At 68.2% G+C, this 14,552-nt stretch carries 12 protein-coding genes and 3 pseudogenes; 11 read left to right on the top strand and 4 right to left on the bottom strand.

Annotation, left to right across the window (positions count from 1 at the left end; all coding sequences use genetic code 11):
* Positions 1 to 339: 339 nt before the first annotated feature.
* The gene (locus MKK49_RS17000; RefSeq protein ID WP_244031258.1) at positions 340 to 1,509 is read left to right on the top strand and encodes a multidrug effflux MFS transporter; all 1,170 of its coding nucleotides are present in this window, start codon (positions 340 to 342) and stop codon (positions 1,507 to 1,509) included.
* 70 nt (positions 1,510 to 1,579) lie between these two features.
* On the top strand, positions 1,580 to 2,092 hold the full coding sequence (locus tag MKK49_RS16995) for a DoxX family protein (protein ID WP_244030553.1): 513 nt from the start codon (positions 1,580 to 1,582) through the stop codon (positions 2,090 to 2,092).
* A 1-nt stretch (position 2,093) separates the two neighbouring features.
* Here the strand turns inward: MKK49_RS16995 and MKK49_RS16990 are convergent, their stop codons facing one another.
* Positions 2,094 to 3,494, bottom strand: coding sequence for an MFS transporter (locus tag MKK49_RS16990; protein ID WP_244030551.1), 1,401 nt, complete (start codon positions 3,492 to 3,494; stop codon positions 2,094 to 2,096).
* Between the two features lie 310 nt (positions 3,495 to 3,804).
* Between MKK49_RS16990 and MKK49_RS16985 the strand changes: the two genes are divergently transcribed.
* From MKK49_RS16985 to panE, 6 genes are all read left to right on the top strand, one after another.
* Entirely contained in the window at positions 3,805 to 4,689 is an 885-nt protein-coding gene (locus tag MKK49_RS16985; RefSeq protein ID WP_244030549.1) for a DUF3313 domain-containing protein, read from the top strand.
* Positions 4,690 to 4,863: 174 nt separating this feature from the next.
* A complete protein-coding gene (gene guaB / locus MKK49_RS16980) occupies positions 4,864 to 6,357 on the top strand; it encodes an IMP dehydrogenase (protein WP_244030547.1) in 1,494 nt (497 codons plus the stop codon).
* 61 nt (positions 6,358 to 6,418) lie between these two features.
* The gene (locus tag MKK49_RS16975) at positions 6,419 to 6,649 is read left to right on the top strand and encodes a hypothetical protein (RefSeq protein WP_244030541.1); all 231 of its coding nucleotides are present in this window, start codon (positions 6,419 to 6,421) and stop codon (positions 6,647 to 6,649) included.
* Positions 6,646 to 7,074 carry a type II toxin-antitoxin system VapC family toxin gene (locus MKK49_RS16970; protein WP_244030540.1) on the top strand — a complete coding sequence of 143 codons (429 nt, stop codon included), beginning with the start codon at positions 6,646 to 6,648 and terminating at the stop codon, positions 7,072 to 7,074. Before MKK49_RS16975 ends, MKK49_RS16970 begins: the two co-directional genes overlap by 4 nt.
* Positions 7,071 to 7,490: an MAPEG family protein gene (locus MKK49_RS16965; RefSeq protein WP_244030538.1), complete on the top strand. Its 420-nt coding sequence runs from the start codon at positions 7,071 to 7,073 to the stop codon at positions 7,488 to 7,490. The genes MKK49_RS16970 and MKK49_RS16965 overlap by 4 nt, the downstream gene beginning before the upstream one ends.
* A gap of 69 nt (positions 7,491 to 7,559) precedes the next feature.
* Positions 7,560 to 8,504, top strand: a complete 945-nt coding sequence (panE, locus tag MKK49_RS16960; RefSeq protein ID WP_244030537.1) for a 2-dehydropantoate 2-reductase — start codon at positions 7,560 to 7,562, stop codon at positions 8,502 to 8,504.
* Here the strand turns inward: panE and MKK49_RS16955 are convergent.
* Positions 8,498 to 8,665, bottom strand: a complete 168-nt coding sequence (locus MKK49_RS16955; RefSeq protein WP_244030534.1) for a hypothetical protein — start codon at positions 8,663 to 8,665, stop codon at positions 8,498 to 8,500. The two genes, panE and MKK49_RS16955, sit on opposite strands and share 7 nt — an antisense overlap.
* Positions 8,666 to 8,814: 149 nt before the next feature.
* Here MKK49_RS16955 and MKK49_RS16950 point away from each other — a divergent pair, with 149 nt between their 5' ends.
* The 3 genes and pseudogenes from MKK49_RS16950 to MKK49_RS16940 all read left to right on the top strand — a co-directional run.
* Positions 8,815 to 10,122: an RsmB/NOP family class I SAM-dependent RNA methyltransferase gene (locus MKK49_RS16950; protein WP_244031257.1), complete on the top strand. Its 1,308-nt coding sequence runs from the start codon at positions 8,815 to 8,817 to the stop codon at positions 10,120 to 10,122.
* Positions 10,123 to 10,210: 88 nt separating this feature from the next.
* On the top strand, positions 10,211 to 11,767 hold the full coding sequence (guaA, locus tag MKK49_RS16945) for a glutamine-hydrolyzing GMP synthase (protein WP_244030531.1): 1,557 nt from the start codon (positions 10,211 to 10,213) through the stop codon (positions 11,765 to 11,767).
* Positions 11,768 to 12,075: 308 nt separating this feature from the next.
* Positions 12,076 to 13,074: pseudogene (locus tag MKK49_RS16940) on the top strand (tyrosine-type recombinase/integrase); the annotation flags it as partial.
* Positions 13,075 to 13,228: 154 nt separating this feature from the next.
* Here the strand turns inward: MKK49_RS16940 and istB are convergent.
* Positions 13,229 to 13,942 (bottom strand): annotated as a pseudogene (istB, locus tag MKK49_RS16935) (IS21-like element helper ATPase IstB).
* An 8-nt stretch (positions 13,943 to 13,950) separates the two neighbouring features.
* Positions 13,951 to 14,552, bottom strand: a pseudogene (locus MKK49_RS16930) (Mu transposase domain-containing protein); the annotation flags it as partial.

Genomic DNA, 14,552 nt, shown 5'->3' with positions numbered 1-14,552 from the left:
TCTCCTCGGGCTCGATACGAGGCCAGGGCTGCACGGTTGCGGCCCCGCAAGCGGCGCGCAAGCCTCAGGGACATCGCGCGTGTTTTCGCACAGACACCCGGGGTGAAACCATGCGACCGGCCTCCCCTTCGCAACACGTCCTCACTGCCCGCTCGTCGGACATGTGTTCCGCTGGTAGCTCGGCCGTACCCCGCCCACGCATCAGCCAGGGCCCCAGCCAATCGCCCAAGGATCGCTTTGTCGGTGACGCCTCCGCCCGCTCCGGCCCCTTCGTCGCGCCCGGACACACCCGCCTGGAGCGGTCCGCGCTTCGGTGAGTTCGTCGGCATCGTCGCCCTGATGATGGCGGTGACCGCCATCTCCATCGACAACCTGCTGCCGGCCTTTCCCGAGATCCAGGCCCGATTCGGGGTGGCCGATCCCAACAGGCTGCAATGGTTGATCTACGTCTACATGCTGGGCTTCGGCGCGGCGCAGATCGTCTATGGTCCGCTGTCGGACAGCTACGGACGGCGTCCGGTGCTGCTCGCGAGCCTCGCCATCTACGTCGCCGGTACCGTGCTCGCCATGGTGGCGCCCTCCTTCGGCTGGCTCCTCGCCGCCCGGATCATCCAGGGCATCGGCGCGGCCGGCGGACGGGTCCTGTCCACGGCCATCGTGCGCGACCGCTTCGCCGGGCGGGAAATGGCGAGCGTGATGTCGCTTGTGATGATGGTGTTCCTCATCGTGCCGATGATCGCGCCGGCCATTGGCGGGGCGATGCTGCTGCTCGGCTCGTGGCACTATGTCTTCGTATCGATGCTGGTGCTCGCCGGCCTCCTCGTGACGTGGTTCTCCACCCGGATGCCCGAGACCCTGCATCCGCAGGACCGGCGCCCGTTCTCCCTCGCGGCCGTGGGGCAGGCGGTGTCCTTGACCTTCCGCAACCGTGTGGCGGTCGGCTACGCCACGGCGCTCGGTCTGCTGACGGGCTGCATCATGGGCTATGTCGGGTCGGCCCAGCAGGTGTTCGATACGGGACTCTACCACCTCGGGGGTCTTTTCCCCCTCGCCTTCGGACTCGTGGCCGGGGCCATGGGAGCGGCAACCCTGGTCAACGCACGCCTCGTGCGCCGCCTTGGCATGCGGCCGCTCTCGCATGCCGGGCTGACCGCCTTCGTCGTCGTCGCGGTCGTCCAAGTCATGGTGGCGCTCGCCTATGGCGGGCGCCCGCCCCTCGGGCTGTTCCTCGGGATTCTTGCCGCCAACCAGTTCCTCCTCAGCTTCGCCATGCCGAACTTCAACGCCCTCGCGCTGCAGCCGCTCGGCGAGATCGCCGGGACCGCCTCGTCCTTCCTCGGCTTCTACACGACGATCCTGGGCGCCCTGTGCGGCTTCGTCATCGGACAGGCCTTCGACGGTACGGTGCTGCCCATCGGCCTCGGCTATGCCGGGCTCGGAGGCCTCGCCCTCCTCGTCGTCGCCTGGACGGAGCACGGGCGCCTGTTTCGCGGCGGCGTGTCGGGCTGACGGGCTTAACCCGGTCTTCAGGCCCTCGGGACATGCTTTGTTCTCTCGAAGATCAGACGGAGCATCCGACGTGACCGGCCGTACCCATGACGGAGCGCTTCTCCTCGCGCGCCTCCTCCTCGCCGCCGCCCTGCTGCCGACGGGCATCGCCCGGGCGCTGAACGTCTCGGGCTTTGCCCTGACCCTCGCCGGAACCGGCCTGCCCTCGCCGAACCTCGTGGCGACGGCCGCCGTCGTGGTGCAGGTGTTCGGGCCACTCGCCCTCATCCTCGGGGTGCTGCCACGGGTGACCGGGTTCGCGCTCGCGGTGTTCGCCGTGGCCATGGCAGTGCTGCTGCACCCGTTCTGGCAGTTCTCCGGTCCGACGGCGGTGGCCGAACGCACCCTGTTGCTCGCCGATCTCGGCCTCGCCGGGGGCTTTCTGATGGTCGCGATGACGGGCCCCGGCGCCTGGTCCTGGCAGGGCTGGCGCCACGGTGTCCGCGCCCAGGCGAAGCCGGCCTCCGCCAGGACAAACCCTCCGAAATCGGCCGCCCGGCCGAAGCGCCCGGCCGGGCGTGCTCCCACCCGCGCGGCCGCCTAGATCAGGGCGTCGGCGCAACCCGGCGCTGACCCGACACCTCCGCTCCGGCATCGGGCGCAAGGCGCCGGAAGGCGAAGACCGACAGGGCCGAGATCGCCGCCACCGCGAAGAAGGCCGGGCCGAAATCGTCCGCCCGGATCGCCGTGCGCCCGTGCCAGCCCGCGGCCGCTTCGAGGGCGAGGGCCCCGAAGGAGACGCCGAGACTGAGGGACAGTTGCTGGGCGACGCTCGCCAGACTCGTGCCGGCGCTCATGTCGCGCGGCTCGAGGTCGGCATACGCGATGGCGTTGACGCAGGTGAACTGGAGCGAGCGCACGCAGCCCCCGAGCAGCAGGGTGCAGACGATGATCGCATGCGGCGTCTGCGCCGTGAACAGGCCGTTCACCGCGAGGAAGCCCGAGGCCACCACCGCGTTGACGAGCATCACCCGGCGAAAGCCGTAGGCGCGCAGGATGCGTGGTCCGATGAGCTTGATGAGGAGCGCACCGGCAGCGGCGGCGAAGGTGAGCAGGCCCGATTGCAGCGGATCGAGGCCGAATCCGATCTGCAGCATCAGCGGCAGCAGGAACGGGATCGCCCCCGTGCCGATACGAAACAAGCTCCCCCCGGTCACCGCGGCACGGAATGTCGGATAGCGCAGGAGATCGAGGCGGATCACCGGATGGGCCACCCGGCGCGAATGCCGGAGATAGAGGACCAGCAGGACGATCCCGGCGGCGAGGCAGCCCCACGAGACGCCCTCGGGCAGGAGGTGACGACCCGTCGAGGCGAGCCCGAGCATCAGCGTCGCGAGTCCCAGGCCCGAGAGGAGAAAACCGACGACATCGAGGGGCGGCCGTTCGGCCTCGCGCACGTTCTCGAAATAGACGCTCGCAAGCACGATGCCGGCGAGCCCGATGGGGATGTTGATGAAGAAGATCCAGCGCCAGTCGAGGTAGGTCGTGATCAGCCCGCCGAGCGGCGGTCCCATGATCGGGCCGATGAGGGCCGGGATGGTGAGGTAGGCGAGCGCGCTCACGAGTTCGTTCTTCGGCACGCTGCGCAGGATGACGAGGCGCCCCACCGGCACCATCATCGCGCCGCCGAGCCCCTGGAAGAACCGCGCGGCGACGAAGCCCATGAGCGAATCGGAGGCCGCGCACGCGAGCGATCCGGCCATGAACACGCCGAGCGCCGCCCGGAACACCGTGCGGGCGCCGTAGCGGTCGGCCATCCAGCCGCTGATGGGAATGAAGATCGCGAGGCTCACCAGATAGGCCGTGAGCGCGAGTTTCAGGGCGATGGGGTCCTCGCCGAGGCTGCGGGCGATGGCCGGCAGGGCCGTGGCGATCACCGTCGCGTCGGTGTTCTCCATGAACAGTGCGGTGGCGACGACGAGGGGGACGATCTGGGACGGGCGCATTGGTGGGCAACAAGTCCCATGAATGCGATCGGGTTGCGTCCGGGTCGAGAGAAATCCGTCCTCGGATGGGCGCCGGGCGTTTTTCTTACGATGTGATGGATGAAACGAGCCGCCGTAGCCGTGCCCATGGTGGCGTGGCGCTTGCGCCACAGGCTGACGTTACAGCGGGCGGCACCGGCCCGAGCGCCTTTCCACAGGGTCGCCACCCCCGCTAAGCTATGGCCCAACACGGACCGGCTGACGCCGCTCGTGGGCATGCCTGCCCCGAACGCGCGCCGAGCCTGTCGTTCCCGTTCTTCAAGGTTACCGGATGCCCCCGCGCTTCGAACGTCGTCTCAGGCTGCCGGGCATGACCGCCGGTCTGGCCCTCATGCTCGCCATGGCCGGCTGCGGCACGGTCCTTCTCAACGATTCAGGCTCCCTCACCCGCTACGACCGTCTCGTGAGCAGCGACGAGGTCGCCACCCGGGCCAAGCTCTACATCGACCGCGCGGCCACCGCCGGCGCCCGCACGGTGCGGATCATCCCGACGACCTTCTCCGAGGCCGTCTCCGGGCCGGGCCTGACGCCCGTCGAGCGTCGCCTCGTCGCCAATGCCGCCGACCGGGCGCTCTGCTACGAACTGTCCCTACGCTACGACGTCGTGTCGGGCCGCAAGGCGGACCTGACCGTGCGCGCCGCCGTGACCCGCGTCGAGCTCACCGGCCTGCCGGCGGCGGGAGCCACCATCGCGACCTCGGCGGGCGTCAGCATCGCCTCCCAGGTCGGCGTCGGATTCGCCGCCTCCGTCGGCCGGGTGCCGATCCCACGCATCCCCATCGGTCTGGGCAGCATCACCATCGAAGCGGAGGCCCTCGACGGGCGCCACGAACAGCGCGCCGCCATGGTGTGGGGTGGGGCAGCCAACTCGTTCACGAGCCAGCCTCGGTTCTCGCCCATCAGCGACGCCTACGACCTCGCCGGTGAGTTCGGCCAGGATTGGGGCGGCTACCTCGCCACAGGCGTCGATCCGTTCAAGGCCCCCCTCGCGATTCCGAGCTACGACCGCATCCGGATCACCACCCTCGGCGAGGCGCCCCTCGACCCCGATTGCGAGGCCTTCGGCCGCGCGCCGGGTGTCGATGGCATCGCGGCCGATTATCTCGGCCTGCCGCCGGAATACACCGACAAGGGTCCTGTCGCGCCGGTCAACTGACCGAGCGGCCCGGCCCGCACGGCCGATGAGCCATGCGGCCGGGGGATATCCCCCCGCCGCCCATGGATTCCGCCTTTGCGCGGGTCGGGCCTGCATGATACTGGCCCTTGCCAACTCGACGACGCCGAAGCGGTCCCCGGACCCGGTGTCTCAAGCCCTTCTGGGAGTTGGTTCATGGCCCGCATCACCGCAGATTCCATCATCGAGGGCCTGACCTTCGACGACGTCCTCCTGCGCCCCGCCGCATCCTCGGTGATGCCCACGCAGGTCAGCGTGGCGAGCCGGCTCACCCGCACCATCCACCTCAACCTGCCGATCCTGGCCTCCGCCATGGACACCGTGACGGAAGCGCCCATGGCCATCGCCATGGCGCAGAACGGCGGCATGGGGGTGATCCACCGCAACCTCGAGCCCGAAGAGCAGGCCGAGCAGGTCCGCCTCGTCAAGAAGTACGAGTCGGGCATGGTGCTGAACCCCATCACCATCCATCCCGACGAGACTCTGGCCGACGCCTTCTCGCTGATGAAGCGCAACCGCATCTCCGGCATCCCGGTGGTGGAACGCGGTCCCAACGGCTCGCGCGGCAAGCTCGTCGGCATCCTCACCAACCGCGACGTGCGCTTCGCGACCAACTCCTCCGAGACCGTCGCCGAACTCATGACCCGCGACCGGCTCATCACCGTGCGCGAGGGCGTGAACCAGGACGAGGCCAAGCGCCTCCTGCACCAGTTCCGGATCGAGAAGCTCCTCGTGGTCGATGACCATTACCGCTGCATCGGCCTCATCACCGTCAAGGACATCGAGAAGCAGGTCGCCTATCCGGGCGCCGTGAAGGACGAGCAGGGCCGCCTGCGGGTGGCGGCGGCCACCACCACGGGGGACAGCGGTTTCGAGCGGGCCGAGCGCCTCATCGACGCCGGCTGCGACGTGGTCGTGGTCGATACGGCGCACGGACACTCGATCAAGGTGCTCGACGCCGTGCGCCGGGTGAAACAGCTTTCCAACACCGTCCAGATCGTCGCCGGCAACGTCGCCACCCGCGATGGCGCCCAGGCCCTCATCGACGCGGGCGCGGACGCCATCAAAGTGGGCATCGGTCCGGGCTCCATCTGCACGACCCGCATCGTCGCCGGCGTCGGCGTGCCCCAGCTCACCGCCCTGATGGAGGCCGTGGAGGCGGCCGACCGCGCCGACGTGCCGGTGATCGCCGATGGCGGCATCAAGTATTCGGGCGATCTCGCCAAGGCCATCGCGGCCGGCGCGTCGGTGGCCATGCTCGGCTCCCTGCTCGCCGGCACCGACGAGGCGCCCGGCGAGGTGTTCCTGCACCAGGGCCGTTCCTACAAGAGCTACCGGGGCATGGGCTCCGTCGGCGCCATGGCGCGCGGCTCGGCCGACCGCTACTTCCAGGCCGAGGTCAACGACACCCACAAGCTCGTGCCCGAGGGCATCGAGGGCCAGGTGCCGTACAAGGGCCCCGTGGCGGCCGTGCTCCACCAGCTCGCGGGGGGCTTGCGCGCCGCCATGGGCTATGTCGGCGCCCCGACCATCCCGGAGTTCCAGGACAAGGCGCAGTTCGTTCGCATCACCAATGCGGGCCTGCGCGAGAGCCACGTCCACGACGTGACCATCACCCGCGAGAGCCCGAACTATCCCGGGCGGGCGTGAGGATTGGAGCGGATCGTGGTGTTGGGGATAGGATGGTGGTCCATCGATCGGGAGAGACACCATGCCTGACCTGACTATCAAGGATCTGGACGACTCGACTCTGCGGACGATCGCCTTCCAGGCCGAAGTCCAGAACAGGTCCGTGGACGAGGTCGCCATCGGACTCATCCGCCTCGGTCTCCTGCATGACGTCGAGGGGCGGGTCGCGGTCGCCGACCGCATCCGATCGGGGACACGCGGTCCCGTCGAGGACAGCACCGATGTCATCCGGCGGATGCGAGACGCCGTGTGATCGTCGTCGATGCGAGCGTCGCGGTGAAGTGGTTCGTCGCCGAAGCCGATTCCGAGGCCGCCCTGAGCCTTTTTCGCTCTTCCTCCGCGCTGATGTGCCCGGACCATGCGCTCGGTGAGATCGGCGAGGTTCTCGTCAGGTCATGCCGTCGCGGCCGCCTGACGCAGGATGACGTCCGTCGTGCGAATGACGCCATCGCGGGGCGTCTCGCATTCCGGTCGCCGCTGGCGCTCATCGATCTCGCGACCACCATCGCGGTCAGCGTCTCGGTCAGTTTCTATGACGCACTCTATGTCGCCGCAGCCGAACGTTGGCACATCCCGCTGGTGACAGCCGATGCCCGCCTCGTTGCCTCCGTCGCCGGAACGCCGTGGCAGCGGTGCGTCGTCTTGTTGAGCGCGTGGCGTGAGGAGCACGAGCCGTGATCGTCCAGGCCATTCTCGCCCCGGTCTTCGCGCAGGTGCTCCTCACCTTCGCCCTCGGGTTCTGGATGGGACGCGTGCGCTTCGCCGAAGTGAGGGCCGGCACCGTCCGGGTCGGCGACATTGCCCTCGGGCAGAAGGCGTGGCCGGCCCGTGCCCAGCAGGCGGCCAACACCTACGCGAACCAGTTCGAGTTGCCGGTACTCTTCTACGCCCTCGTGCCGCTGGCTCTCTATACGCGGAAGGCGGACCTGCTCTTCGTGGTCATGGCCTGGGCGTTCGTCGCGACGCGGATCGTCCATGCGGGCGTGTCCATCACCACGAACCATGTCCCACATCGCTTTCGCGCCTTCGTCGCGGGCGTGCTCGTGCTGTTGGTGATGTGGGTCGTGTTCGCCGTGCGTATTCTGGCAAGCTGACGCGGACCTCTCGCCGAAGAAGCGTAGGGTCGGCCCCAAGGAGCTTCTTCGAACCAAAAGGATCGTCCCATGCGCGTACTCGTCGTCGGTGCCGGTGCCACCGGTGGTTACTTCGGCGCCCGGCTGGCCGAGATCGGCCGGGACGTGACCTTCCTCGTGCGCCCGGCGCGTGCGGACAAGCTCGCCGCCAGTGGGCTCAACGTGAAGAGCCCGCACGGCGATCTGACGATCCCGGCGCCCAAGACCGTCACGGCGGCCGGCCTGAGCGGCGCTGGAGGGTTCGACCTCGTGTTCCTCAGCTGCAAGGCCTACGACCTCGACGGGGCGCTGGCCGACGTCGCCCCCGCGATCGGATCGGGGACGGCGATCCTGCCCGTCCTCAACGGCATGCGCCACCTCGATGCTCTCGACGCCAGGTTCGGGCCGGAGCGCATCCTCGGCGGTACCTGCGCCATCGCGGCGACGCTTGGGGCCGACGGCACCGTCCACCAGATGAACGACCTGCACACCCTCACCTACGGCGAGCGCGACGGTTCGCTCTCCCCGCGCATCGAGGCCATCGACGCATTGATGCAGGGCGCCATTTTCGAGCCGCGCCTGAGCCGGACCATGGTGTTGGAGATGTGGGAGAAATGGACGTTTTTGGCGACGCTCGCCGGCTCGACCTGCCTCATGCGGGCCACCATCGGCGACATCGTTGCGGCCCCTGGCGGCCGGCCGTTCATCGAGTCCCTGCTGGAGGAATGCCGGAGCATCGCCGAGAATGCAGGTCACGCCCCGCGCGAAAAATTCGTGGCGCGCACCCGCGCCACCCTCACGGCCGAGGGCTCGGGCTTCACCGCCTCGATGCTGCGCGACATCGAGAACGGCGCGCGGATCGAGGCCGACCAGATCATCGGCGATCTCATCGCACGGGCGCCCGACGCGGCCGGGCATCCCCTGCTCGACCGCGTCCTGACGCACGTGAAGGCCTACGAGGTACGCCGCGCCCGCGAGGCGGCGAAGGCTCAGTAGCGCGGGCCGGGCGGCGGCGGCGGGTTGCCGTATTCGAGCTGCGTCTTCGCGTCGAGCCGGCGCGGCGGCGGGGTCGGATCGATGGCCGCCGGAGCCGTCGCGCAGGCGGCGACGAGGAGCATCACGAGGCCGGCGAGGCCGAGATGGATGACGGGGGGCATGGGGTTCTCTAAAGCTCCGGGCGCCAACCGCTGTGGCCCCGCGCTCGACATGCCCGTCGATCGCGCCGGAAGCTCGACCGTATTGTGACCTATTCCGCCTCAAGCGTGGCCGTATCGCGGCTTTTGCCGCAACTCGAAGGACCTTTGCCCTGACGCCCCCCGCCCGCCTCTCCGCCGCCATCGAAGTCCTCGCCGACATCGCCGGACGCCGCCGCCCCGCCGCCGATGCCCTTAAGGATTGGGGCCTCGCCCACCGCTTCGCCGGCTCGGGCGACCGAGCGGCCATCGCCAGCCTCGTCTACGATGCCCTGCGCCGGCGCGCCTCGGCCGCCTGGATCATGGACGATGACAGCCCGCGCGCCCTGGTCATTGGCATGTTGCGTCTTCAGCACGGGCTCGCCGCCCCCACCATCGCGGGCCTTTTCTCGGGCGATCGCTTCGCGCCGGAGCCCCTGTCCGACCAAGAGCGCGCCCGCCTCACCGACGCGACCCTGGCGCAAGCCCCCGACCACGTCGCCGGCGACGTGCCCGAATGGGTTCTGCCCGCCCTGGAGACGACCTTCGGTGGTGCCCTGCTGGAAGAGTTGCGGGCGCTGGGGCGCCGTGCGCCCCTCGACATCCGGATCAACACGCTCAAGCACGACCGCGAAGCGGCCATGGCGGGCCTGACGCACCTCGCCCCCGCAACGACGCCGCACGCCCCCAACGGCCTGCGCATTCCCATCGGCGAGGACGGGCGCGGCCCCGCCCTCCATGTCGAGCCGGAGTTTCTCGACGGGTGGTACGAGATCCAGGACGAGGGCTCGCAGCTCGCGAGTCTGCTCTCCGGCGCGAAGCCGGGCGAGACCGTGGTCGACCTCTGTGCGGGCGGCGGCGGCAAGACCTTAAGTCTCGCCGCGATGATGAACAACGATGGCCGGCTGGTCGCCAGCGACGACGATCCGCGCCGCCTCGCCCCCATCCATGAGCGCCTGCGGCGGGCGGGGGCGAAGGCCGAGATCCGCACCCCGCGCGGCGGCCGGGCCCGGACCGACGTGCTCGGAGACCTTGACGGCGCCGTTGACCGCGTCCTCGTCGACGCGCCCTGCACGGGTTCGGGCACGTGGCGCCGCAACCCCGACGCCAAGTGGCGGATGCGGCCGGGCGCGTTGGCCGCCCGCGTCAACGAGCAGGCGGCGGTCCTCGACCGAGCCGCCCTGCTGGCGCGGCCGGGCGGACGCATCACCTACGTCACCTGCTCCCTGATCCCGGAGGAGAACGACGGTGCGGTGACCGGCTTTCTCGCCCGCACGTGCGGGGACTTCGCGGTCGTACCGGCCACGGACGTGGTCGCGGCGCAAAAGCCCGATCTCGCACCGTTCCTGCGCTTCACCGGCCACGGCCTGCAGATGAGCCCGGCCCTGACGGGAACGGACGGATTCTACGTCGCCACCCTGGAACGTCGCCCTGCCGGCTGACGGCATCCCCAGACGGTTGGAGCGCATGAGAGCCACGCCCTGGCCTATCCGTTGCACCACGCCGAGGCCTCGTCTAACTCCGGTTGCCATGAACACCGAGCACGACAAGATCCTCATCGTCGATTTCGGCTCCCAGGTGACGCAGCTCATCGCGCGGCGTGTGCGCGAGGAGGGCGTCTATTGCGAGATCGTCCCCTTCACCAAGGCGGCCGAGGCCTTCGCCGAGTCGAGGCCCAAGGGCGTCATTCTCTCGGGCGGCCCCGAATCGGTGACCACGGACGCCTCGCCGCGCACGCCGCAGATCGTGTTCGATTCCGGCGTGCCGGTCTTCGGCATCTGCTACGGCCAGCAGACCATGGCGGCCCAGCTCGGCGGCGAGGTCGAGGCCGGGCACCACGCCGAGTTCGGCCGCGCAGAGATCGAGATCCTCTCCGACTGCCCCCTGTTCAAGGGCGTCTGGCATGTGGGCGAGCACTACCCCGTCTGGATGAGCCACGGCGACCGGGTGACGAAGCTCCCCGACGGCTTTACCACCGTCGCCCTATCGAAGAACGCCCCGTTCGCGGCCGTCGCCGACGAATCGCGCAACTACTACGCGGTTCAGTTCCACCCCGAGGTGGCCCACACGCCCCACGGCGCGCTGCTCATCCGCAACTTCGTGCGCGACATCGCCGGTTGCTCGGGCGATTGGACCATGGGGGCCTACCGCGAGGAGGCCATCGCGAAGATCCGCGCGCAGGTCGGCTCCGAGAAGGTGATCTGCGGCCTGTCGGGCGGGGTCGATTCGTCCGTGGCGGCGGTCCTCATCCACGAAGCCATCGGCGAGCAGCTCACCTGCGTTTTCGTGGACCACGGCCTCCTGCGCATGGGCGAGGCCGACGAGGTCGTGCGGCTGTTCCGCGACCACTACAACATCCCGTTGGTCCACGTGCAGGCGCAGGACCTGTTCCTCGGCGAGCTCGAGGGCGTCAGCGACCCCGAGATCAAGCGCAAGACCATCGGCCGGCTGTTCATCGACGTGTTCGACGCGGAGGCGAAGAAGATCGGCGGCGCCAAGTTCCTGGCCCAGGGCACCCTCTACCCCGACGTGATTGAGAGCGTGTCATTCACCGGCGGCCCCTCGGTGACCATCAAGAGCCACCACAATGTCGGCGGTCTCCCCGAGCGCATGAACATGCAGCTCGTCGAGCCGTTGCGGGAGCTGTTCAAGGACGAGGTGCGGGTGCTCGGCAAGGAGCTCGGCCTGCCCGAGGCCTTCGTCGGCCGCCACCCCTTCCCCGGCCCCGGCCTCGCCATCCGTTGCCCCGGCACCATTACGGGCGAGAAGCTGGAGGCCCTCCGAAAAGCCGACGCGATCTACCTCGACGAGATCCGCAAGGCGGGCCTCTACGACACCATCTGGCAGGCCTTCGCGGTGATCCTGCCGGTGAAGACCGTGGGCGTGATGGGCGACGGGCGCACCTACGATCACGTCTGTGCCCTGCGCGCCGTCACCTCCGTCGACGGCATGACGGCGGATTTCTACCCGTTCGACATGGCCTTCCTCGGCCGAGTCGCGACCCGTATCATCAACGAGGTCAAGGGCATCAACCGGGTGACCTACGACATCACCTCGAAGCCGCCCGGCACCATCGAGTGGGAATGATTCAGACCCATCAGAGCGTATCCGAAACTACGCTATGGTACGACCTAAGTCGCTGAAGTTAAAGAATTATATGTCGTCGTCTATCGTCATCTATCGCAGGGCAAGCGAATGGAATGACGGTATGGCCGAATCTTGATCGACCGCTAAGACCATTATACCGTCAGGTTCAAGAGAACCTTGACGGTATATTTTTTGGCCATAGTGCCGTGATAATAAAGCGTAAATTCGGTTTTAAAAGTGCCGATTCTGGCCTGACGGTATAATTCAAGACTCTCCCCTGGAAATCGCCCATTTTTGAGGGAGTCAGGCTGACGGATGCAGCTCTTAAGAGCCTGAAACCGAAAGACAAATTATGCAAAATTACCGACCGTGACGGTATGTACGTGCTCGTGCAGCCGTCAGGCAAAATCGCATTCCGCTACGACTTCCGTTTGAACGGACGGCGTGAGACGGTGACGCTAGGCTGATACTCCCCAATCGACCTGTCTTTGGCGCGAGCACGTGAGAAACTTATCGATGCCAAGCGAGCGATTGGTGAAGGCCGCTCGCCGGCCCATGAGAAGCAGCGCGAGAAGCGCCGGCTCAAGGAAGCCAAGAGCTTCGGCGAGTTCGGCGAGCGTTGGATGCAAGAGGCAAAGATGGCCGACAGCACCCGGGCCATGCGGCGTGCGATCTTCGAGCGCGACATCCTCCCGGCGTTCCGGAACCGCCTGCTGACGGAGATCGATCCGAACGATCTGCGGGCTATGTGCGCGAAGGTCAAAGAGCGCGGGGCGCCGGCCACCGCGGTTCACGTCCGTGACATCGTCAAGCTGATCTACGCGTTTGCGATCCTGCACGGCGAGAAGGTGGCCAATCCTGCGGACGAAGTTGGACCGGCCTCGATCGCAACCTTCGTCCCCAAGGATCGCTCGCTGTCACCCTCCGAAATCCGGGTGATGCTCGGGCAACTTGAGCATGTGCCGACGCTGCCGACGATCCGGCTCGGTTTGCGCCTCATCCTGCTGACGATGGTCCGCAAAAGCGAACTCCAGGATGCGACATGGGACGAGGTGGATTTCGAGAACGCCGTCTGGTCGATCCCCAAGGAACGGATGAAGCGCTCCAGGGCGCACAACGTCTATCTCGCCCAGCAGGCGATCGACATGCTCATCGCACTGAAAACCTGCGCGGGTAATTCGAAGTACCTGCTGCCGTCGCGTTATGACGCCGATGCTCCGATGTCGCGGGCCACGTTCAACCGGATCACGACCGCTGTGGTGGTGCGCGCGAAGAAGGAGGGATTGCCGCTGGAGCCGTTCACGGTGTCAAGCAGCGTTGAACATTGACCCTGGATCGGCGTCGAACTTTGACCCCCCTGGATGGGTATGGCGGGACGCCGCTGATCAGCCCGGCGAAGCGGGTCGGGGTGGCGCAGCCGGGCTGATCATGGGTCCAGCAGGCGCGACGTGTGTGCCGGCCTCAGGCGCGGTTCTTGAAGCGCCAGCTCTCGTTGCCGGTCTCGACGATCTCGCAATGGTGGGTGAGCCGGTCGAGCAGCGCCGTGGTCATCTTGGCGTCGCCGGCGAACACGCTGGGCCATTCCCCGAAGGCGAGGTTGGTGGTGACCACGATCGAGGTGGTCTCGTAGAGCTTGCTGATCAGGTGGAACAGGAGTTGGCCACCCGACTGCGCGAACGGCAGGTAGCCGAGTTCGTCGAGCACCACGAGGTCGAGCCGGGCGAGATGGTCGGCGATGCGGCCCTGGCGGCCGGCGCGTGCCTCGGCTTCGAGCCGGTTGACGAGGTCGACGACGTTGTAGAACCGGCCCCGCGCGCCATCCCGGATGCAGGCCCGTGCGATGGCGATGGCGAGGTGGGTCTTGCCGGTCCCGGTGCCGCCGACGAGCACGACGTTGCGCTGGTGAGCCAGGAACTAGCCGCCGGCGAGGTCGCGCACCAGACCCTCGTTGATCGGGGTGCCGTCGAAGGCGAACTCGGCGATGTCCTTGGCCAGGGGGAGCTTGGCGATGGGGAGCTTGGCGATGGGGAGCTTGGCCTGGAGCAGGTCACCGACGATCTGCTGCGGCTCGTGGGTGCGCTTCACCGCGACCTTGATGATCTCGTCGTAGGCGGCCTTCATGCCGAAGAGCTTCAACTCGCCCATGGTGGCGAGGATGTTCTGGCGTTCCATCATGGGGGGCTCCTCAGGCTGTCGTAGCGGGCACAATCGGCGACCGGCTCGTGGCGCAGCCGCAGGCTCTCAGGCGTCAGGATGGTGACGGGCGGGGTCGGCTCGCGCTGCCGGGCGAGGATGTTGAGGACGATGTCGGCCGAGTGGACGCCCTCGCGCAGCGCCTCGGCACAGGCCGCCTCGACGGCCGGCAACCCGTCGCCGAGCACGGCGGTGAGGATCTCCACCATCTACGGGGCTCCCCATGCGACCTGTCGCATGGGGTCCCGTGTCGGTCACCTCCGGCACTGCCGGCGAGCTTGCGTCGGACCCGGTCGAGGGCGGGAGGCAGCACCCAGTCCTTGAACGGTGCGCCGTTCCGGAGCGCGCCGGGTTTGCGGGCCAGCACGGGGACGTAGTGCCAGGGATCGAACACGGTCTGATCCCGGCCGAAGGCGCGCTCGTGCTCGGCGACGACGCGACCGTCCTGCCCGGATCTCGACGCGCTCGGCGTAGGCCCGCACCTCGACCGGCCGACCGATGGCCGAGGCCATGACCGAGTAACGGTTGTTGTCGAAGCGCACGAGGCAGGTCGTGGACACCGAGGCGGTGATGGCGTGGAAGCCGTCGAAGC

Origin of the sequence: Methylobacterium sp. J-090 (genome assembly GCF_022829345.1) — a bacterium.
In the GTDB taxonomy this organism is placed as follows: domain Bacteria; phylum Pseudomonadota; class Alphaproteobacteria; order Rhizobiales; family Beijerinckiaceae; genus Methylobacterium.
Note: the sequence above shows the minus strand (reverse complement) of the source record. Positions and strands in the feature narration are given on the sequence as shown.